General features: G+C 73.8%; 17 protein-coding genes, 1 pseudogene and 1 riboswitch. Of the genes and pseudogenes, 13 read left to right on the plus strand and 5 right to left on the minus strand.

Translation table 11 applies throughout. The annotated features are described in order from the left end of the window. Positions 1-74 precede the first annotated feature (74 nt). From FXF52_RS02400 to thiC, 11 genes and pseudogenes are all read left to right on the plus strand, one after another. Complete coding sequence (locus FXF52_RS02400) at positions 75-680, plus strand: class I SAM-dependent methyltransferase (RefSeq protein ID WP_148793489.1); 606 nt, start codon at positions 75-77, stop codon at positions 678-680. 41 nt (positions 681-721) lie between these two features. Next, entirely contained in the window at positions 722-2,401 is a 1,680-nt protein-coding gene (locus tag FXF52_RS02405) for an ATP-binding cassette domain-containing protein (RefSeq protein WP_148793491.1), read from the plus strand. Then, entirely contained in the window at positions 2,398-3,192 is a 795-nt protein-coding gene (locus FXF52_RS02410) for a nucleotidyltransferase family protein (protein ID WP_148793493.1), read from the plus strand. The genes FXF52_RS02405 and FXF52_RS02410 overlap by 4 nt, the downstream gene beginning before the upstream one ends. 123 nt (positions 3,193-3,315) lie before the next feature. Next, positions 3,316-4,278 (plus strand): aldo/keto reductase, encoded by a 963-nt coding sequence (locus tag FXF52_RS02415; RefSeq protein ID WP_187413284.1) that lies wholly within the window; start codon positions 3,316-3,318, stop codon positions 4,276-4,278. 198 nt (positions 4,279-4,476) lie between these two features. Beyond that, positions 4,477-4,584, plus strand: a riboswitch (TPP riboswitch). After that, positions 4,579-5,205: a thiamine phosphate synthase gene (gene thiE / locus FXF52_RS02420; protein ID WP_148793495.1), complete on the plus strand. Its 627-nt coding sequence runs from the start codon at positions 4,579-4,581 to the stop codon at positions 5,203-5,205. Its footprint overlaps the riboswitch before it by 6 nt. Next, positions 5,199-6,335 carry a glycine oxidase ThiO gene (gene thiO, locus FXF52_RS02425; RefSeq protein WP_148793497.1) on the plus strand — a complete coding sequence of 379 codons (1,137 nt, stop codon included), beginning with the start codon at positions 5,199-5,201 and terminating at the stop codon, positions 6,333-6,335. Before thiE ends, thiO begins: the two co-directional genes overlap by 7 nt. Further along, on the plus strand, positions 6,326-6,526 hold the full coding sequence (gene thiS, locus FXF52_RS02430) for a sulfur carrier protein ThiS (RefSeq protein WP_148793498.1): 201 nt from the start codon (positions 6,326-6,328) through the stop codon (positions 6,524-6,526). The genes thiO and thiS overlap by 10 nt, the downstream gene beginning before the upstream one ends. Continuing rightward, complete coding sequence (locus tag FXF52_RS02435) at positions 6,523-7,302, plus strand: thiazole synthase (protein WP_148793500.1); 780 nt, start codon at positions 6,523-6,525, stop codon at positions 7,300-7,302. Before thiS ends, FXF52_RS02435 begins: the two co-directional genes overlap by 4 nt. Before the next feature lie 71 nt (positions 7,303-7,373). Continuing rightward, positions 7,374-7,961 (plus strand): annotated as a pseudogene (locus FXF52_RS02440) (thiamine phosphate synthase); the annotation flags it as partial. Positions 7,962-8,164: 203 nt separating this feature from the next. Next, positions 8,165-8,953, plus strand: coding sequence for a bifunctional hydroxymethylpyrimidine kinase/phosphomethylpyrimidine kinase (thiD, locus tag FXF52_RS02445; protein ID WP_148793502.1), 789 nt, complete (start codon positions 8,165-8,167; stop codon positions 8,951-8,953). A 17-nt stretch (positions 8,954-8,970) separates the two neighbouring features. Beyond that, positions 8,971-10,563 (plus strand): phosphomethylpyrimidine synthase ThiC, encoded by a 1,593-nt coding sequence (gene thiC, locus FXF52_RS02450; protein ID WP_148793505.1) that lies wholly within the window; start codon positions 8,971-8,973, stop codon positions 10,561-10,563. Between the two features lie 46 nt (positions 10,564-10,609). On the opposite strand, the gene FXF52_RS42825 is transcribed toward thiC, so the two are convergent. The 4 genes from FXF52_RS42825 to FXF52_RS02470 form a co-directional block, all read right to left on the minus strand. After that, positions 10,610-14,287, minus strand: coding sequence for a hypothetical protein (locus tag FXF52_RS42825; RefSeq protein WP_255471700.1), 3,678 nt, complete (start codon positions 14,285-14,287; stop codon positions 10,610-10,612). A gap of 73 nt (positions 14,288-14,360) precedes the next feature. Next, positions 14,361-14,669 carry a cupin gene (locus tag FXF52_RS02460; protein ID WP_148793507.1) on the minus strand — a complete coding sequence of 103 codons (309 nt, stop codon included), beginning with the start codon at positions 14,667-14,669 and terminating at the stop codon, positions 14,361-14,363. Continuing rightward, positions 14,666-15,616: an LLM class F420-dependent oxidoreductase gene (locus FXF52_RS02465; RefSeq protein WP_148793509.1), complete on the minus strand. Its 951-nt coding sequence runs from the start codon at positions 15,614-15,616 to the stop codon at positions 14,666-14,668. The genes FXF52_RS02460 and FXF52_RS02465 overlap by 4 nt, the downstream gene beginning before the upstream one ends. A 2-nt stretch (positions 15,617-15,618) precedes the next feature. Next, positions 15,619-16,422, minus strand: a complete 804-nt coding sequence (locus FXF52_RS02470; protein WP_148793511.1) for an ABC transporter ATP-binding protein — start codon at positions 16,420-16,422, stop codon at positions 15,619-15,621. A 285-nt stretch (positions 16,423-16,707) separates the two neighbouring features. Between FXF52_RS02470 and FXF52_RS02475 the strand changes: the two genes are divergently transcribed. Together FXF52_RS02475 and FXF52_RS02480 are read left to right on the plus strand one after the other, a co-directional pair. Continuing rightward, on the plus strand, positions 16,708-17,739 hold the full coding sequence (locus FXF52_RS02475) for an ABC transporter substrate-binding protein (RefSeq protein ID WP_148793513.1): 1,032 nt from the start codon (positions 16,708-16,710) through the stop codon (positions 17,737-17,739). Positions 17,740-17,848: 109 nt separating this feature from the next. Then, a complete protein-coding gene (locus FXF52_RS02480) occupies positions 17,849-18,688 on the plus strand; it encodes an ABC transporter permease (protein ID WP_370517871.1) in 840 nt (279 codons plus the stop codon). A 189-nt stretch (positions 18,689-18,877) separates the two neighbouring features. Here the strand turns inward: FXF52_RS02480 and FXF52_RS02485 are convergent, their stop codons facing one another. Then, positions 18,878-20,056, minus strand: a complete 1,179-nt coding sequence (locus tag FXF52_RS02485) for an ABC transporter substrate-binding protein (RefSeq protein WP_148793517.1) — start codon at positions 20,054-20,056, stop codon at positions 18,878-18,880. Positions 20,057-20,481: the final 425 nt, after the last annotated feature.

The raw sequence follows: 20,481 nt of genomic DNA on the forward strand, positions 1-20,481 counted from the left end.
GGGCACCTGGCTGGCGCCGCATGCCCCGAGCACCGTCGACGGCACCGTCCCGGCCCGGTGCGACAATGCCCGACGTGACCGGCGACCACTACTTCACCGCTGAACCCACGACCGCTGCCCAGCCGCGCGAGGTCGAGTTCTCCGTCGCCGGGCGCGACTACACCCTCGCCTCGGCCGGCGGGGTCTTCTCCGCCGACCGGCTCGACCCCGGCACCGCCGTCCTGCTGCGCAAGGCCGAGCTGCCGAGCGCCGCCGCCACCGGACCGCTGCTCGACCTCGGCTGCGGATTCGGGCCGATCACCTGCGTACTCGCCACCAGCGCGCCGGCCGCCGCGGTCTGGGCGGTCGACGTCAACGAGCGGGCCCGCGAGCTCACCGCCGGCAACGCCGCCCGGGTGGGCGCCGCCGACCGGGTCCGGGTGGCGGCGCCGGACGAGGTGCCGGCCGACCTCTCCTTCGCCGAGATCTGGTCCAACCCGCCGATCCGGATCGGCAAGCCGGAACTGCACGAGCTGCTGCGGCGCTGGCTGCCCCGGCTCGCCCCGGACGGGATGGCGTGGCTGGTCGTCGCCCGGCACCTCGGCGGCGACTCGCTGCAGCGCTGGCTGGTCGAGCAGGGCTGGCAGGTCGAGCGGCACGCCAGCCAGAAGGGCTACCGGGTACTGCGGGTCACCCGGTAATCGAGTGTCGTTCGGGGCGGCCTCTCGGGCAGGATGCCCGCGTGGGATACGTGGACGTGGCAGGGGTCGGTCACTTGCTCCCGGACGGCCGGGAGCTCTTCGCCGAGGTGTCGTTCCGGGTCGGTGAGGGCGCCAAGGTGGCCCTGGTCGGCCCCAACGGCGCCGGCAAGACCACGCTGCTCCGGATGGTCGCCGGCGACCTGCCGGTGAAGACCGGCGCGATCGCCCGCTCCGGCGGCCTCGGCGTGATGCGGCAGTTCATCGGCATGATCGGGGACGACTCGACCCTCGCCGACCTGGCGCTCTCGCTCGCCCCGCCGGCGCTGCGCGACGCCGGCCACCGCCTCGCCGAGACCGAGGCGGCCATGCGGGCGGCCGAGGTCCGCGGCAAGTACAGCAGCGCCGCCGGCAAGGCCCAGCTCGCGTACGCGGACGCGCTCGCCGCCTGGGGCGAGGTCGGCGGGTACGACGCCGAGGTGCTCTTCGACACCGTCGCCACCATCGTCCTCGACCTGCCGTGGGACGCCGCCCGGGACCGTCCGGTGCGGACCCTCTCCGGCGGCCAGCAGAAGCGCTTCGCCCTCGAACTGCTGCTCCGGGGCACCGACGAGGTGCTCCTCCTCGACGAACCGGACAACTTCCTCGACGTACCGGGCAAGCGGTGGCTGGAGGCGCGGCTGCGCGAGTCCGGCAAGTCGGTGCTCTACGTCTCGCACGACCGCGAGCTGCTGGCGCAGACCGCCGACCGGGTGGTCGCCGTCGAGGGCGGCAGCGCCTGGGTGCACCCGAGCGGCTTCGCCAGCTGGCACGAGGCGCGGGTGGCCCGGCACGCCCGCCTCGACGAGCTGCGCAGGCGCTGGGACGAGGAGCACCAGAAGCTGCGCGAGCTGATGCTGATGTACAAGCAGAAAGCCGCGTACAACGACGGGATGGCCTCGCGCTACCAGGCCGCGCAGACCCGGTTGCGCAAGTTCGAGGAGGCCGGGCCCCCGCCCGTACCCCCGAAGGACCAGGACATCCGGATGCGGCTGACCGGCGGGCGCACCGGCAAGCGCGCGGTGATCGCCGAGCAGCTCGAGCTCGACGGCCTGACCTACCCCTTCGACCTGGAGCTCTGGTACGGCGACCGGGTCGCCGTGCTGGGCGCGAACGGGACGGGCAAGTCGCACTTCCTCCGTCTGCTCGCCCGCGGCGGCACCGACCCGGACCCGGCCAACAGCCCGGTCGACGGCGCGGCGGCGCTCGCGCCCGTCGCCCACGACGGGGTGGTACGCCTCGGCGCCCGGGTCCGGCCCGGCCACTTCTCGCAGACCCACGACCGCCCGGAGCTGATGGAGAAGACGCTGGTCGACATCCTCTGGCGGGGTGACGAGCACCGGGCCGGGATGGACCGGCACGCGGCGATGGCGGCGCTGTCCCGGTATGAGCTGGCCGGGCAGGGCGACCAGCGGTTCGGCACCCTCTCCGGGGGCCAGCAGGCCCGCTTCCTGGTGCTGCTGCTGGAACTCTCCGGCGCGACCCTGCTGCTGCTCGACGAGCCGACCGACAACCTCGACCTGGCCTCCGCCGAGGCGCTCGAAGCGGGACTGGCCGCCTTCGAGGGGACGGTGATCGCGGTGACCCACGACCGGTGGTTCACCCGCTCCTTCGAGCGGTTCGTGCTGTTTCGCGGCGACGGTGAGGTGGTCGAGACCCCCGAGCCGGTCTGGGACGTGGCGTGATCGACGCCGCGCTGGTCGACCGGCTCTGCGCGGTCAACGGGGTGGTCGCCGTGGCGCTCGGCGGCAGCCGGGCCCGGGGCGAGCACCGCCCGGACTCCGACTGGGACCTGGGCCTCTACTACCGGGGCCCGCTGGACGTGGCCGGGCTGCGGGCCGTGGCCGCCGTCGCCGACGCCGAGGCGCAGCTCACCGCGCCCGGCGGCTGGGGGCCGTGGGTCGACGGCGGTGGCTGGCTGCGCGTCGGCGGGGTGGCGGTGGACTGGATCTACCGCGACCTCGACCGGGTGCACGCGGTCTGGGCCGACTGCCGAGCCGGCCGCTACACGGTGGGCGTGCAGGCCGGGCACCCGCTCGGTTTCTACTCGCACGCGTACGCAGGCGAGTTGGCGTTGGGCCGGGTGCTCGGCGACCCGACCGGGGAGCTGACCGCGCTGCGGTCGGAGACGCAGGCGTATCCGCCCGCGCTGGGGAAGGCCCTGGTGGCCGGCGGGTGGGAGGCGGGTTTCCTGCTCGACGGGGCGGCCAAGGGTGCCGCCGCCGGGGACAGCGCGTACGTGGCGGGCTGCCTGTTCCGGGCGGTCGGGGTGCTGGTCCAGGCGCTGCACGGCCGGGCTGGGCGGTGGCTGGTCAACGAGAAGGGGATGATCGCCTCGGCCGGCCGGCTGCCCGATGCGCCGCCCGACTTCGTGTCCCGGGCGTACGGGCTGCTCGCTGAGGTCGGTCGTACCCCGGAGGAGCTGGCACGGACCCTGGCGGCCGCGCGGCGGCTGGTCGCCGACGTGCTCGGCTGAGCGGGCCGGGCGGCGGCGGACCGGTGCCGGTGTGCCGGGACCGGTGGCAGGGGGACGGCGCGCCGCTACGAACTTGATGGCATGAACGACTCACCCGGATGCTGGTCCGCGCCTGGGCATAGGGTGGATCTCGTGAGTGAGATGACGTACCGCCGGCTGGGCGACTCCGGGCTCGTGGTGTCCGTGGTCGGCGTCGGCTGCAACAACTTCGGCCGCAAGCTCGACCTCGACGGCACCCGGGCGGTGGTCGAGGCCGCGCTCGATGCCGGCATCAACTTCTTCGACACCGCCGACATCTACGGCGAACCGCAGGGCGGCTCCGAGGAACTGCTCGGGCAGGCGCTCAAGGGCCACCGCGACGACGTGGTGGTCGCCACCAAGTTCGGCATGGACATGCACGGCCTGAACGGGCCGGACTTCGGTGCCCGGGGCGCCCGCCGCTACATCGCGCGCGCGGTGGAGGCGTCGCTGCGCCGGCTCGGCACCGACCACATCGACCTGTACCAGATGCACGAACCCGACCCGGACACCCCGATCGACGAAACCCTTGCCGCCCTGGACGACCTGGTCCGCGCCGGCAAGGTCCGCTACCTCGGCAACTCGAACTTCGCCGGCTGGCAGATCGCCGACGCCGACTGGACCGCGTCCTCCCAGGGCCGCACCCGCTTCATCTCCGCGCAGAACCACTACAGCCTGCTGGAGCGGGGCGTGGAGGCCGAGGTCATCCCGGCCTGCGAGCGGTTCGGCCTGGGCATGCTGCCGTTCTTCCCGCTGGCCAACGGCCTGCTCACCGGCAAGTACCACCGCGGCGAGGCGCCGCCCGCCGGCAGCCGGCTCGCCGGCGGCGGCCGGTACGCCGAGCGGCTGGCCGCGGCGGACTGGGACACCATCGAGGCGATCAGGTCGTACGCGGCGGAGCGCGGCATCTCGATGCTCCAGGTGGCCATCGGCGGACTCGCCGCGCGCCCCGCGGTGACCTCGGTGATCGCCGGCGCCACCACGCCCGAGCAGGTGCGCGCCAACGCCGAGGCGGGGACCTGGCAGCCCACCGACGAGGACCTGGCCGCCCTCGACGCCATCCTCTGATTCGACCCGCACACCCGCTGCCCCGGCGCCGTCCCACGGCACCGGGGCAGCGCGCTGTCCGCCGCTCATCCGGGCATCAGGACAGCATGGCGTGACCGGGTGAGCACTTGCTGTCCGTGCCCTCCACAGCCGACGGTGGGTGGGAAATGTGTCACCCGCCCTTGGCGGATCCGTGGCGGGCGTCGTACGGTAGGCCGCAAGTGACCCACGGGAGCCCGGTGCACCGGGCTGAGAGGGGGGCTGCAGCCCCCGACCGTCGAACCTGATCCGGGTAATGCCGGCGCAGGGAGGAGTGTTGCCGTGCCGTCCCTGGGACGTCTGCATCTGATCACCGACACCCGGCCGGGGCGGGACCCGCTCGCCGTGCTGCGCGCCGCACTGCCGGTCGCCCGCGCCGAACTGGTCGTCCAGGTCCGGGTAGCAGACGACGCCACCGACCGGGAGGCGTACGAGCTGGCCCGCCGGGTCGTCGCCCTGTGCCGGCCGTACGGCGCGGCCTGTCTGCTCAACGACCGGCTGCACGTGGCGCTCGCGGTGGACGCGGCCGGCGGTCACGTCGGTGCGGACGACCTGCCCGTGGCAGCCGCCCGCCAGGTGCTCGGCTCGGCCGCCGTGCTCGGCGCCACCGCGCGGGAACCGGGGACCGCCGCGGCGGCCGTCGCCGCCGGGGCCAGCTACCTGGGCGTGGGCCCCTGCCACGCCACCACCACCAAGGCCGGGCTGCCCGACCCGATCGGCCCCGCCGGCGTACGTGCGGTCGTCGAGGCAGTGGACGTGCCGGTGATCGCCATCGGCGGGGTGACCGCCGCGAGCGTGCCGGCGCTGCGCGCCGCCGGGGCGTACGGGGTGGCGGTGGTCGGGGCGCTGTCGGGGACGGCCGATCCCGCTCGGGCGACGGCCGAGCTGCTGGGAGCGCTGGCGTGTTGAGCAGGCACCCCTCCGCTACCGGCGGCGTCAACCAGGGACCCTTCCTTGTGGACGTCGCCGTCGTGGGGGCGGGACCGGTCGGGCTGTCGATCGCGTGGCGGTGCGCGCAGCGCGGGCTGCGGGTGGTCGTCCACGATCCGGCACCGGGCTCCGGGGCGTCGCACGTGGCGGCCGGGATGCTGTCGCCGGTGGCCGAGGCGTACTTCGGGGAGCACGAGCTGACCGCGCTGCTCGCCGACTCCGCCGCCCGCTGGCCGGCCTTCGCCGCCGAGCTCGCCGAGGCCGCCGGCGCCGACGTCGGGTACCGCACCGACGGCACGCTGGTGGTCGGGCTGACCGCCGACGACCTGGCCGAGGCTCGCCGACTCTGGGCGTACCAGCAGGGGTTGGGGCTGCCGATCACGCCGCTGCGCCCCTCGGCGCTGCGGGACCGGGAGCCGGCGCTGGCCCCCCGGGTGCGCGGCGGCGCGGTCGCGCCCGGCGACCATCAGGTCGACCCGCGCCGGCTGGTGCCCGCGCTGCGGGCGGCAGCCGAACGGGCCGGCGCCGCGCTGCACCCCGCCCCGGTCGCCCGACTCTCCGACCTGGACGCCCGGGTCACCGTGGTCGCCGCCGGGTGCGGCGCGGCGGCACTCACCGGGCTGCCGGTCCGGTCGGTGAAGGGGCAGGTGCTCCGGCTCCGCGCGCCCGGCCGCGGCGCGCCGGGCTTCCGGCACGTGATCCGGGGGTACGCCGACGGCGAGTCGATCTATCTGGTGCCCCGGGACAGCGGCGAGGTGGTGGTCGGGGCGACCGTCGAGGAGCGCGCCGACACCGAGGTGACCGCCGGGGCGGTGCTCCGGCTGCTCCGCGCCGCCGTCGACCTGGTCCCCGAGCTGGCCGAGTACGACCTGGTCGAGGCGTCCGCCGGGCTGCGCCCCGGTACGCCGGACAATGCGCCGGTCATCGGGTCGCTGCCCGGCCGGCCGGGCGTGCTCGTGGCCACCGGCCACCACCGGCACGGCATCGTGCTCACCCCGGTCACCGCCGACCTGGTCACCGAGCTGATCGTCACCGGCGAGCCGGATCCGCTGCTCGCCCCGTTCACCCCGGACCGCTTCGTACCCGAGGAGGAGCGCAGGTGGAACTGATCGTCAACGGTGCCGGGCGGACGGTGCCCGGCGAGGCGACCGTGGCCGACGTGGTCGGGGAGGTCACCGATCAGCGGCGCGGCCTGGCGGTCGCGGTCAACGGCGAGGTCGTGCCGCGCGGCGGCTGGTCGGCGACCACCCTGCGCGACGGCGACCGGGTCGAGGTGCTCAGCGCCGCGCAGGGCGGGTGACCGGCATGGCCTTCGAGGTCGGCGGGACGGCGTTCGGCTCCCGGCTCATCCTCGGCACCGGCGGCGCCGCCAACCTGCACGTGCTGGAGCAGGCGATCCGCGCCTCCGGCACCGAGCTGGTCACCGTGGCGCTGCGCCGGGTGGACACCGCCCCGGGCACCGCAGGCGGCCTGCTCGACCTGCTCGACCGGTGCGGTGTACGGGTGTTGCCGAACACGGCCGGCTGCCACACCGCGTCGGAGGCCGTGAAGGTGGCTCACCTGGCGCGGGAGGCGTTCGACACCGACTGGGTGAAGCTGGAGGTGATCGGCGACGAGCGCACGCTGCTGCCCGACGGGGTGGAGCTGCTGCGCGCCGCCGAGGAACTGGTGGCGGACGGGTTCACCGTGCTGCCGTACACGTCGGACGATCCGGTCCTGGCCCGGCGGCTGGCCGACGTGGGCTGCGCGGCGGTGATGCCGGCCGGTGCGCCGATCGGCTCCGGCCTGGGGGTGGGCAACCCGCACCACATCCGGCTGATCCGGCAGAGCGTGGACGTGCCGGTGATCCTCGACGCCGGCATCGGCACCGCCTCGGACGCCGCGCTCGCCATGGAGCTGGGCTGCGACGCGGTGCTGCTGGCCAGCGCGGTGACCCGGGCCGCCGACCCGGTGGCGATGGCCACCGCCATGCGGTACGCGGTCCAGTCCGGGCGGCTCGCGTACGGGGCGGGACGGATCGCCCGCCGCTTCCACGCCCTCGCCTCCACCTCGGACGAGGGACGGCCGGACCTGTGACCGCGCGGGTTGCCGCTGGTCACCAGTTTCTTGATAGGAGAGGGCCCCTGGAGGGGCCGGATTCCTCCAAGATCTCGTCGAGCGCCGCGCCGTCCGGTCTCGTGGTGCTGACGGATCGGCGGGTGGCGCGGGGGCCGCTGCCCGAGGTGATCGCAGCGGCCGTGGGCGGGGGGGTGCGGTGGGTGGTGCTGCGGGAGAAGGACCTGCCGCGCGCCGAGCGTGCCGCCCTTGCCGTCGAGCTGCGGGCGATCCTCGCCGACGTCGGAGGCAACCTGATCGTGGCCGGGCCGGACCCGCTCGGCGGCGGCGCCGTGCACCTGCCCGCCGCCGGCCCGTACCCACCGCCGCCCGTCGGCCTGGTCGGCCGCTCCTGCCACGACGAGCAGGAGCTGCGCCGACTCACCACAGAGGACTATGTGACGCTGTCCCCGGTCTTCCCCACAAAGACCAAACCCGGCTACGGCCCACCCCTGAACACGCGCGGGCTCGCCACCTTAGCGCAGGTCAGTCCGGTGCCGACCCTGGCGTTGGGCGGCATCGAGACGCCGGAACAGGTCGAGGCGTGCGTCGAGGCAGGAGCCGCAGGGGTGGCGGTGCTCGGCGCGATCATGCGCGCCGAAGACCCAACCGAGGCAGCCACCACGCTGACCGAGAGCTTCCACCAGGCGGTCACCCGGCTGACCGAGAGCTATCAGCAGGCGATCACCCCCGTGCCGCAAAGCTGGCACACCCCGGCGGAGGCCCCCACGAGAGGGCTGCGGCCGACCGTGCCCACGGAGGGATCAAGCCTGACCGCCCGGAGTGGGCACGGTCGGCCGCAGCCCCCAACAGCACGGCTCTCAACCGCAACCGAGGGGCACCAGTGACGCCAAGGACAGTACTCACCATCGCCGGATCCGACTCCGGCGCCGGTGCCGGCATCCAGGCGGACCTCAAGGTCTTCGCCGCCCTCGGCGCGTACGGCACCAGCGTCATCACCGCGATCACCGCGCAGAACACCAGGGGCGTCGACGCGGTCCTGCCGCTGCCCCCGCAGACCGTCCGCGCCCAGCTCGACAGCGTGCTCGGCGACTTCGACGTCCGCGCGGTCAAGACCGGCATGCTGGGCACCCCGGCGGTCGCCGATGCGATCGCCGAGGCGGCAGAGGCGGGCCGGCTGCCCCGGCTCGTCGTCGACCCGGTACTGGTCGCCACCAGTGGACACCGGCTCGGCGTGGTGGAGGCGGTGCAGCGGCTGCTGCCGTACGCCGAGGTGGCGACGCCGAACTGCGCGGAGGCCGCGGCGCTCACCGGACGTCCGGTGACCACGGTCGAGGAGATGGTCGCGGCGGCCGAGGCCCTCGCGGCGACCGGGCCGGCGCACGTGGTGGTGACCGGCGGCGACGTGGACGCGGCGGGTGGGTCGGTGGATGTGCTGGCCGGCGGCGGGGCGACCACGCTGCTTCGCGGCTGCCGGGTGGTCACCCGGCACCACCACGGCACCGGCTGTTCGTTCTCGGCGGCGATCGCCGTCCGGCTGGCGGCGGGCGATCCGGTGCCGGTCGCGGTCACCGCCGCCAAGGAGTACGTCGCCCGCGCGCTGGCCGGCGCGCGGGACTGGGAACTGGGTGCGGGATCCGGCCCGCTGGACCACTTCGGCTGGTCCGCCTGAGCCGACAGGAGGCTGTCATGCAGGCACGACGCAAGATCTACGTGGCGGGGGCACGCCCGGACATCCGGGTGCCGTTCGCCGAGGTGGCGCTGACCGGGGACAACCCGCCGGTACGGCTCTACGACACCTCCGGTCCGGGATCGGACCCGGCGGTGGGGCTGCCGCCGCTGCGCGGACCCTGGATCGCCGAACGCGGGGACGTCGCCCCGGTGCGCGGGGCGGGCACCCCGCTGGCCGGTGTCGACGGGAAGCGACCGACCCAGCTCGCGTACGCGCGGGCGGGGCTGGTCACGCCGGAGATGGAGTTCGTGGCGATCCGGGAGGGCGTGCCGCCGGAGTTCGTCCGGGACGAGATCGCCGCCGGGCGGGCGGTGCTGCCGCTCAACGTCAACCACCCGGAGTGCGAGCCGGCGATCATCGGCAAGGCGTTCCTGGTGAAGGTGAACGCCAACATCGGCACCTCCGCGGTGACCTCGTCGGTCGCCGAGGAGGTGGAGAAGCTGACCTGGGCCACCCGCTGGGGCGCGGACACCGTGATGGACCTGTCGACGGGGAAGCGGATCCACGAGACCCGCGAGGCGATCGTGCGCAACTCGCCGGTGCCGATCGGGACCGTGCCGATCTACCAGGCGCTGGAGAAGGTCGGCGGCGACCCGGTGCAGCTGAGCTGGGAGGTGTTCCGCGAGACAGTGATCGAGCAGGCCGAGCAGGGCGTCGACTACATGACGGTGCACGCCGGGGTGCTGCTGCCGTACGTGCCGCTGGCCGTGGACCGGGTGACCGGCATCGTCTCCCGGGGTGGTTCGATCATGGCCGCGTGGTGCCTGGCGCACCACGAGGAGAACTTCCTCTACACCAACTTCGGCGAGCTGTGCGAGATCCTCGCCCGCTACGACGTGACGTTCTCCCTCGGCGACGGGCTGCGCCCCGGCTCCATCGCGGACGCCAACGACGAGGCGCAGTTCGCCGAGCTGCGGACCCTCGGCGAGCTGACGAAGATCGCCTGGGAGCACGACGTCCAGGTGATGATCGAGGGCCCGGGGCACGTGCCGATGCACAAGATCAAGGAGAATGTGGATCTCCAGCAGGAGTGGTGCCACGAGGCGCCGTTCTACACCCTCGGCCCGCTGACCACCGACATCGCGCCCGCGTACGACCACATCACCTCGGCCATCGGCGCCGCGATGATCGGCATGTTCGGCACGGCGATGCTCTGCTACGTCACGCCGAAGGAGCACCTCGGGCTGCCGGACCGGGACGACGTGAAGGCGGGCGTGATCGCGTACAAGATCGCGGCGCACGCGGCGGACCTGGCCAAGGGGCACCCCGGGGCGCAGGCCTGGGACGACGCGCTGTCGAAGGCCCGGTTCGAGTTCCGCTGGGAGGACCAGTTCAACCTCGCGCTCGACCCGGAGACCGCGCGGTCGTACCACGACGCGACGCTCCCCGCCCAGCCGGCGAAGACGGCGCACTTCTGCTCCATGTGCGGGCCGAAGTTCTGCTCCATGAAGATCACTCAGGAGCTGGCGGACTACGCGGCGCGGGGCATGCGGGACAAGTCCGCCGAGTTCCAGTCGTCCGGTTCCCGGGTCTATCTGCCGTTGGCCTGAACATCCCCGGACCGGGCCGACCAGGCCTGGTCGGCCCGGCCCGGGGTCAGTCGCGGTGGTGGCGGCCGCCGCGCAGCGATGCGATGTCCTGCCCGTCGGAGTCCGAGGCGAGTCCGGCGACCCAGTCGACGTACTCCTCGTCCTGCGCCGCCAGCGACTCGGGCTCGCGGGCGGTGTCAGCCGGTCCGCTCTTGGCCCGGTTGCGCCGGAACAGGCCCCGGAGCTTCGACTTCGCGTCCCCTGGGTCCTCGGCCAGCTCCGCCGCGGACCGGCCTGCGGCCTCGGCGTGCCGGCCGCCGGCCTGCGGGGCGTTCGGGAGGACGGGGTTCGCCCGCCGGGCGTTGGCGAAGGCGTCCCACCGGGTGTCCCGACCCAGGTCCGGCAGGGCTCGGTGACGGGGACGCGGCATCGGCTCGGCCCGGGTCGGCTCGGCCGCCGCCCGGTCCGGAGTATCCGTCGTGCCGCTGGTCGCTTCGCTGTCCGGGCCAGGTCCGGTGGTGTCCCGTGGGGCGAGCGGTTGGCTCGGCACGGACGCGACCGGTTGGCTCGGTGCGGGCGCGGCTGCGGCCGGCGGGCTGGGCGGGGGTGCCACCGGCCCGGTCGGCCGATCGCCGCCCAGCTGGTCCGTCACGTCCCCGAAGATCGGGAAGCGCGGGCGCGGCGAGGCTGGCGGGTTGACCGAGCTGGGCAGGGCGGCGGGCTCGTCGTCGGAGAAGTAGTAGCTGGGAGTCCGCCGTCCACCGTCGCCGGTCGCGGGGTTCGCCGTGGCGTCGGCCGGCCCAGCGTCGAACGGCGAGGTCCGGCCGCTGGTCCTGCGGTCGAAATCGCCGGCCGTCCGGGGGGCCGGCGGAGTAGCCGGGGGCCCCGAGCGTTCCGGTACGTCGACCGTGGGCGCGGCGGCGTCTGCCGGGGTCGCCTCCACCGGCGCGGCCGGGACCTGAGGCGCCCCGGTCGGAGCAACCGGGGGCCGGGACGCCTCGATCGGGGCCGCCGGGGCCGGGACTGCCTCGGCCGGGATCGCTTCGATCCGGGTGGTCCGGGCCGGGGCCGCCTGGTCCGACGTCGCCTGATCCGACGTCGCCCGGTCGGGGGCGACCTGGTCCCCGGCCGGCCGGGCCAGGGTCGCGTGGGCTGGCGTTCCCTGGGACGGCGGCAGCCTGTCCGCGCTCGGTTGAGCGGTGGGCTGCGTCGCCTGACCCCGGGTCGCCTGGCCCCGGGTCGCCTGAGCCGGGCTTGTCTGGGCGGACTTTGTCTGGGGCGGCGTCGTTTTGGCCGGGGCCGCCGGGACCGGCGTCGCTTCGGTCGGGGTCGCCCCGGTGGGGGTCGCCGCGACCGGGTTCGCCGTGTCGGTCGGCTCGGCCGGAGTCGTCGCGGTGGCCGGGCTGGTGCGAGTCTTGCGTCCGCGCCTGGATCGGCTGCCCGGGCGGGTGCTGGTCGAGCCCGGCTCGCCCGCACCGGCCGCCGCCTTCGCCGCAGGGTTCGTCGGCGCGCTCGCCGATGCGGCTGCGTCGGTCCGGTCGCGCCGAACCTGGGCCGGCTCGGTCGCGTCCACCGCCGGTCGCCTGGTGCTCGTCTCGGCTTCGTCCTGCCGGGCGTTGTCCGCCTCGGCCGGGATCGGCTCTGGCGCGGGCGGCGGTTGCCGGCGGGACCGGCGGCCGGCGGCCGGCCGCGCGACGGGGGCCGGCGTCGCCGAGTCGGGTCGGTCCGCCCGCGCCGGGGTCTCGCCGTTCGGCTCGGCCGGCGGAACGGTGGCCGACGTCGTGGCCGGCCTCCCGAGCGCCGTGCCGGCGTGAGGCTCTGCCGTGACCGGCGCCTCGGCGCGCGGTGCCGCGTCCGCGACCGCCGACGCCGCGACGTCCGGTGCTGGCGATGGCACCAGCTCCGGAAGCATGTCTGAAGCAGGAGCCGGAGCTGAAGCCGAAGCCGGTGCGCCGGCGGTCGCTACCTGCGGCTCGGCGGGTGCTTGCGGGGCCGGGTGCCCGGCGGCGAGCACGTCGATGGCGGAGGTGCGCCGCGTCGGGGGCAGCAGTCCCGGGGCCCGCAGGTTCCGCATCACGTCCTCGGCGTCGCGCGCGACGACGGGCTCCTCGCCGCCGGCGTCGCCGACCTGGTGGCCATCCTGCTCCGATCCGCCGGGGTCGGCCTCGGCCGCGGAGGCCGGCTGGTCGGCGGAACTGCCGCCGGGGGGCTCGGCCGCCGAGGTCGGCTCGTCGGCGGAGCTGCGCTCGTCGGCGGAAGTGCGCTCGCCGACGGAGCTGCGTTCGTCGGCGGAGCCACGCTTGGTGGCGGCGGTGTGCTCAAGGGAGTCGGTGTGATCGGCGGAGGCGGTGTCCGTGCCGGAACCGCTGCGGTCGGCGGAGGTGTTGGGCAGGGCGGACGGTGTGCGGTCAGCGAGAGCGGCGTGCTTACGGGTTCCGTGGTCGTCGCCGCCGGTGGGCTCGATGGCGGGACGGTCCGCGGAGCGGCTGCGGTCGGAGACCGTCCGGGGCGGAAGGGCCGCCCGGGGGGCCGGCGTGAGGCCGGCGGGCACCGGCCAGTCCCAGTGGGCGGGCCTGGCGGCACCGGCACCCCGAGGGCTCGCCTCGGGCCCAACTTCGGGACGGTCCGGTTCGCTAGAAGTGCCCTCTTCAGCCCCCAGAGGGCCGGTGGCCGTGAGGGGACCGGCGGCCGTCAGGGAACCAGTGGCCGTCAGGGAACCGGTGGCCGTCAGGGAACCGGTGGCCGTCAGGGAACCGGTGGCCGTCAGGGAACCGGTGGCCGTGAGGGGACCGGTGGCCGGGTCGGCGGCGGGGTCCGGGTCGCCGGGGGTGGCGGGCGACGACGGCAGGGGCTGGAGGATGTCGGTGGGCTCGATCGCGGCGGTCTCGGCCGCGGCGACCGTCCGGCGTAGCACCGTGGTGGCGGTCGAGCCGAGCGCGCCGGCGGCGACCGCGACCAGCGCCCCGTAGTAGGGGGCGAGCTGGTACCGGTCGGTCGCGTCGCCGGGGCCGGCGGTCAGGTACGCGAAGGCCAGCAGGACCGGCCCCGCCGCGCCCGCCGCCCCGCCGATGAGCGGGGAGTGGCCGCGCTGGCGGGCTACCGCCCCGACCGCCGCGCCGGCTAGCAGGGCCACCGTGGGCATGATCAGCGCGGCCAGGCGTTGCGCCGGCGCGGGGTCCAGCCAGGACGGTTCGAGGACCCCGAGGCGTACGCTCAGCAGTGGCCCCGCCGAGGCCACCGACGGTGCGGCGGATACCAGCGCGAGCAGCCAGACGATCACCGCGCTCAGCGCGATGTTCCAGCCCAGCGGCGGCTTGAGCAGGACGGCGATCGCGGCGCCGGCCCCGACCACCGCGCCGAGGATCGCGCAGACGCCGACCGCCCACACCGGCTCGATGGTGCCGCCGAGCTCGGCCGCGCGGGCCGGCTGCATGCACAGCGGTGCGACGACGGTCGCGCCCAGCGCGGCGGCGCCGGCGACGGCGAGCTGTTCGCTGGTGCCGCCGGGCAGCCCGTCCCGCCGGGCGAACCGTTGGGTGAGGACGGCACCGGTCACCGCGGCGATCGCCGCGAACCAGGCGACCCAGGCAAGCTGGGCGGGCCACCGGTTGACCGAGCCGTCGATGAACGCGCCGTTGAGGCGTACGACGCCGAACCCGTACGCGACGCCAAGCTGGCCGGCCCCGGCCAGCAGGCTCACCACGAGCGCCGTGAGCAGCAGCCTGCCCCACGTCCGAAAGGCCATGTCCGGCACGTTACGGCCAGGTGGGGTCGATCGCCACTTACCACTCTGTGGCGGCGAGCCGGTGTCGGCGTGGTTACTTCAGCTCGACCAGCCGGGCCAGGTAGGTGGTGTCGCCGACGTTGGTCAGCATGTGCACGGCGCCGGGGTCGCGGTAGACCACCCCGCCGGTCGGTTCGTCGGCGTCGATCGTGGTGCCGTCGATCGTCTGCACCACGTTCTTCGCGCCCTGGATCGCGACCACCAGGTACGGGTGGTCGTGCCGGTGCAGCGGCTGCCGCTCACCCGGCTCCAGGCGGATGTGCCAGACGCGCACCTTGTCGTTCTCGAAGACGATCTCCTGGCCCACCGGGCCGAGTTCGAGGTCGGCGGAGAGGTCGGTCATCGGGTTCCGTCCAGTTGGGGGAGCACCTCGGCGGCGATGAGCTCCAGGTGGTCGAGGTCGTCGAAGTCGATCAGGCGCAGGTGCACCCGGGTGGCGCCGACGGCGGCGAACTCGCCGAGCCGGTCGACGAGCTGGGCGGGGGAGCCGATCACCGGGTCCTCCGGGGGGAGGGCGCTCTTCACGTGCAGCGGCGCGGCCCGGCGCTGCGCCTCCGCGTCGGTACGGCCGATGGCCACCACCACCCCGGCGGAGAGCACCAGCGGCGGCCGCCCCGACTCGGCGCGCCCGGTCCGGTCGCACGCCTCGCGTACCCGGTCGTACGCGGCGGCTGTCTCGGCGACGGTCTTGAACGGCAGGTTGAACTCGTCGGCGTACCGGGCGGCCAGCTCGGGGGTGCGCTTGGGGCCTCGCCCACCGACGATCACCGGCGGGCCGGGCCGCTGCACCGGCTTGGGCAGCGCGGGTGCGTCGAGGAGCTGGTAGTGCTCGCCGGCGAAGCTGAAGGTCTCGCCCGCCGGGGTGCGCCACAGCCCGGTGATGATCTCCAGCTGCTCGGCCAGCCGGTCGAACCGCTCGGTGACGGCGGGGAACGGAATGCCGTAGGCGGTGTGCTCCCGCTCGTACCAGCCGGCGCCGATGCCCAGCTCGACCCGGCCGCCGCTCATCTGGTCGACCTGGGCGACCATCACGGCCAGCGGCCCGGGCAGCCGGAAGGTCGCCGAGGTGACCAGCGTGCCGAGCCGGATCCGGGAGGTCTCCCGGGCCAGCGCGGCCAGCGTCAGCCAGGCGTCCGTGGGGCCGGGCAGCCCCGGGTCGTCGCCCATGGACCGGTAGTGGTCGGCCCGGAGGAAGCCCTCGAAGCCGGTCTCCTCCACCCGCCGGGCGAACCGGAGCTGGTCGTCGTAGCTGGCCCCGCGGTGTGGCTCGGTGAACACCGACACGCGCATGGTCACTGCCGTGCCGTCCCGACCGGCTCCGGCTGCGCGGGCACGTCGGGCGCGTCCCGCTCCATCAGCAGCTCGTGCAGGTCGGCGCTGATCCGGGCCACGTCGGCCAGGTGCGCGTGCCGGCCGAGGGTACGCGGCCGGGGGACGTCCACCTCGACCACCTTGCGGATCCGGCCGGGGCGCGGGCTGAGCACGACCACCCGGTCGGCGAGCAGCACCGCCTCGTCGATCGAGTGGGTGACGAAGACGATGGTGGCCTTCGTCTCCATGTGCACCCGCTGGAGCTCGCCGGAGAGCTCCTCCCGGGTGAGCGCGTCGAGCGCCGAGAAGGGCTCGTCCATGAGCATCACGCGCGGTTCGCCGATCAGCGACCGGCACAGCGAGACCCGCTGCTGCATGCCGCCGGAGAGCTCGTGGGGCAGGCGCTTCTCGAAGCCGCCGAGCCCGGCCATCTCCAGCAGTTCGCGGGCCCGGTCGCGGTGCTTGGCCCGGCTCCAGCCGAAGATCTCCACCGGCAGCAGGACGTTGTCCAGCACCGTGCGCCAGGGCAGCAGCGCGGGCCGCTGGAAGAGCATGGCGATGTCTCGGCGGGGTTTCGTGATCAGCGTACCGGCCACGGTGAGCTCGCCCGCGGTGAGCGGGAGCAGACCGGCGATCATGCGGAGCAGCGTCGACTTGCCGCAACCGGAGCGGCCGAGGATGGCGACGAACTCGCCCTCGGCGACGTCGAGGTCGATGCCGCGCAGCGCCTCGACCCGCCCCGAGCGGCCGTCGAAGGTGCGGGACACCCCGGACAGTCGGATCATCGCCCGCCGGCTCCCTTCCACGTCGCGAACACGAGCCGGGCTAGCGTAGCGGGATCGGCGTGACATAGCACCGTCCGGGGTGGACGTCAGTCCGCTTTCCGTCAGGCAACTTCTTTTCCGTTCCGCAACCCGGACGCCCGCCGCTGCTCAACCACCTTCTCGTACGCTGTTGCCCGCGAATAGTCCCCTCCCGACGGACCGGTTGGTTGTCCCCTCCTGCCGGCACCGTCGAACCACGACCCGTCCGGGCGGATATGGCCTGGTCGGAAAGGACATGGTGCATAGATGAGAAGGCTGACCCGTACGGTCGCCGCCGCCGCGCTGGCCACCGCCCTCGCCCTCGTCGCCGGTTGCAGCGGCGACTCGGACAAGTCCGAGGGCAGCAAGAACGCGGCTGGCGGCGCCCTGGAGAAGGTGACCTACCTCACCTCGTTCGGCAACTTCGGCCGTGACTCGTACGCCTGGGTGGCGAAGGAGAAGGGCTTCTTCAAGGAGGCCGGCTTCGACGTGGAGATCAAGCCGGGCCAGGGCACCGGCCAGGTCATCCAGACCATTACCGGTGGCCAGGCCGACTTCGGCCCGATCGACCTGACCGGCGGCATCCTCCAGATGGGCAACGGCGAGGCCAAGGACTTCGTCGCGGTCGCGGCGATCCAGCAGCGCACCATGGCCGCCATCGTCTCGGTCGAGGGCAAGAACATCGCCACGCCGAAGGACCTGGAGGGCAAACGGCTCGCCGACACCAAGTTCTCCGTCGTTTACAACCTCTTCGGGACGTACGCCAAGCTGGCCGGCATCGACGCCAGCAAGGTGACCTGGGTTAACAATGACGCGCAGGCGCTGATCGGCGATCTCGCCGCCGGCAAGGTCGACGGCATCGGCCAGTTCGTCGTCGGCCAGCCGACCGTCGCGGCGGTGACCAAGAAGACGCCGGTCGTGCTGCCCTACAGCAACGTCATGCAGGACCTCTACGGCAACGCGCTGATCACCTCTAGCAAGATCGCCAAGGAGAAGCCGGAGATGGTCAAGCGCTTCGTCGCGGCGCTGCTCAAGGGCCTCGAGTACAGCCTGGCGAACCCGAAGGAGGCGGCGGACCTCCTGAAGAAGAACGTGCCGGCGACCAACCCGGCCGCGGCCGCCGCCGAGCTGGAGCTGATGGCCGCGTACGTCCGGTCCAGCAACTCCGGCACCGCGATCGGCACCCTGGACAGCGGCCGGGTGGCCAAGTCCATCGCGCTGCTCCAAGGCGCGGGCGCGCTCAAGCAGAACCTGACCCCCGACCAGATCATCGACTTCAACCTCGCGCCGAAGGCCTGACCGGCCGGCTCGGACTACGGGGGTGCGGCCCGCCGGGGTTCCGGCGGGGCGCACCCCCTTCGCGTGCCGGTCGTCTGGCCGGCCGAGAGAGGAGCACACCTTGACGCAGTTGACCGAGAGCAATCGCGGGACACCGGCGCCGCAGCCGCCGGCGCAGGCCCCGGCCGTCCCGCGCCGGGCGGCCGTACGCCCGGCTGCGGTGCTGCTGCCGACGCTCGGGCTGGTGATCACGGTGGCGGCCTGGTGGCTGGTCACCTCGGGCCTGCACCTGGTCCACCCGGCGGTGCTGCCCTCGCCGCAGTCGGTGTGGCGCTCGCTGACCGGGTCGGCGGACGTGCTGCTGCCGGCGCTGGGGATCACCATCTGGTTGACCCTGCTCGGCTTCCTGCTCTCGTCGCTCGCCGGCGTGCTGATCGGGATGACCCTGGCCGCCTCCCGCCGGGTGGAGCGGATGTTCGCGCCGCTGCTGGTGGCGGTCAACGCGGTGCCGAAGATCGCCTTCGGGCCGCTGCTCGTGGTCGCCGTGGGCTGGGGGGAGAAACCCATCCTGACCATGGTGTTCCTGCTCTGCTTCTTCCCGATCGTGCTGTCCACTGCGACCGGCCTGACCACCACCCCGACTGATATGGCCGACCTGGCCCGCTCGCTGAACGCGTCGTGGTGGCAGGCGTTCCGCAAGGTGCGCTTCCCGGCCGCGCTGCCGCAGATCTTCGTCGGGTTGAAGGTGGCCATGCCGCTCGCCGCGATCGGCGCGGTGATCGGCGAGTTCTACTCGGACCAACCCGGGCTGGGCCAGCAGATCATCCAGTACAACGGCATCGGGGACTACGCGACGGCGTGGGCGGCGATCGTGCTGGTGGCGCTGATGAGCATCCTGCTCTACTCCGCCCTCACCCTCGTCGAACGCCTGGCCCTCCCCTGGGTCAAGGCCACCACCTCCGCCAGGTGACCCGACGTCGACTGTAGACACGCGAGATTGACCAAGGTGGGGCCCACCATGACCGGCGGAGGGATCAAGCCTGACCGCCCGGAGCCGGGCATGGTGGGCCCCACCACCCCCGCCTCCTGACCGCCCGGAGCCGGTTGTGCTGGGGCCACACCCCACGCGCGAGGGGGCAACACCCCAAGCGCAAGTGAGTCAGCCGGCGAGACGCCAGCGCCCACCCCGCGCCACCAGCGTCGTCAACGCCTGCGGCATCAGCCCGGAGTGGTTGTCGGGGGTCATCCGGATCGGGCCGGAGAGGCCGTCGAGCTGCGAGGTCTCCAGGACGTCGCGCAGGGCGTCCCGGTTCACCTTCCCGGGCTCGCCGCCGGAGCGCAGCTCGGCGTCCGCGATGAGCTGCACGGCGTCGGCGGCGAACGAGGAGAAGCCGTGGTAGCCGCCGAAGTGGGCGGTGTAGTCCTGGAACCACTGCCGCCGGGCCGCCTTGGCCGGAGTGGTGGCGATGACGTCGTCGATCACCATGGTCTGGGTGAAGATCAGCGTCGCCTGCTCCGTCGCGGCCGAGGTGCCGAGGAACAGGTCGCCCGCCGCCGCCGCGTCGAGGAAGAGCGGCCCGCCGAAGCGGTTCTCCCGGGCGGCGCTGGCCGCGAGCGAGGCCTGCTCGGGCGGGGTCCAGATGATCAGCGCCTGCGGTTTCTTCGCCACCAGCTGCGACACCTGGCCGCTGACGTCGGTGTCGGTGGGGCGTACCGCCTCGGCGCGGAGCAGCCGGATGCCGGCCTTGCCGAACTCGCCCTTCAGCGCGGCCAGCCCCTCCTGGCCGTACTCGTCGGCGCCGTGCAGCACCCCCACCTTACGGATGCCCTTCCGGGCCAGCTCGGTGGTGAGCGCGGCGGCGCTGTCGGCGGCGTTCGGGGCCAGCTTGAAGACGTACTTGCGTTCGGCAACCGGCTGGGTGACGGCCCCGGCGGACGCCAGCGCGATGGTCGGAATGCGCTTGTCACCGATGGTCCGGGCGGCGCCGACCGCACATTCGTTGCAACCGCCCATGATGACGGCGGTCACCCGTGAGTCATTGGCGAAATCGTTGATGTTGCGCAACGATTCGGCGGCGTCCGAGCGGTTGTCCTTCACCTTGAGCTCGATCTTTCGACCGCCGAGCGCGCCGGAGGAGTTCAACTGCTCCACCTTCAGTTCCAGCGCCCGTTGGTAGACCTTGCCGAGCGGCGCGGAGGCGCCGGAAAGCTCGAGGTCCGCCGCGACCACGATGGGGCTGGTGTCCTGCTGCTCCCCGCCGAACTGGCAGCCGGTGAGCGTGGTGGCCAGCACGGCCGATGCGAGCGCCGCGATGCTCGCGGAGCGGATGGGGCTCAACTCAGTCCTCCAGGTGCGGCGGTGGGCGCAGGCCCGATCACCGCCGCTTGTCCGTCCTCAGTGGAAAAACGGGATTGGTCTGCCGTACGGTGTGCGCGAAGCCTGCAAAACCTTGCCAATGCCGAGCCCCGTGGTCAAGCGCGGCTGCCGGGAGTTGTTTGGGACGGCCGTCTCACATGCTGGGGACACGGGCCGATAACCGGCAATTACTGCGCAGATACGAATGACCACCTTGGAGTTACATGCCCTGTTCAGGGGCCTGAGGAAATGAAGGTAATAGTTGACCGGATCAGGGGTTGGGTCACCTCCGGCCGTTTCCTGCCTCACTGCCGCTTCCCAACGCGGATCTCTTCTGATGAAATTCCGGCCGTGCCGCGCGTGGCGCTGGCCGCTGCACCAGGCACGGGTCAGCGGGTCAGGCGTGG

It is taken from the genome of Micromonospora sp. MP36 (assembly GCF_008119785.1).
GTDB lineage: Bacteria > Actinomycetota > Actinomycetes > Mycobacteriales > Micromonosporaceae > Micromonospora.

Coding starts and splice junctions, on each gene's coding strand:
- FXF52_RS02465 (WP_148793509.1), bottom strand. CDS start 15,616: ATGCGCGTGTCGGTGTTCACCGAGCCACACCGCGGGGCCAGCTACGAC.
- thiC (WP_148793505.1), top strand. CDS start 8,971: ATGCAGGCACGACGCAAGATCTACGTGGCGGGGGCACGCCCGGACATC.
- FXF52_RS02475 (WP_148793513.1), top strand. CDS start 16,708: ATGAGAAGGCTGACCCGTACGGTCGCCGCCGCCGCGCTGGCCACCGCC.
- FXF52_RS02460 (WP_148793507.1), bottom strand. CDS start 14,669: ATGACCGACCTCTCCGCCGACCTCGAACTCGGCCCGGTGGGCCAGGAG.
- FXF52_RS42825 (WP_255471700.1), bottom strand. CDS start 14,287: ATGGCCTTTCGGACGTGGGGCAGGCTGCTGCTCACGGCGCTCGTGGTG.
- FXF52_RS02470 (WP_148793511.1), bottom strand. CDS start 16,422: ATGATCCGACTGTCCGGGGTGTCCCGCACCTTCGACGGCCGCTCGGGG.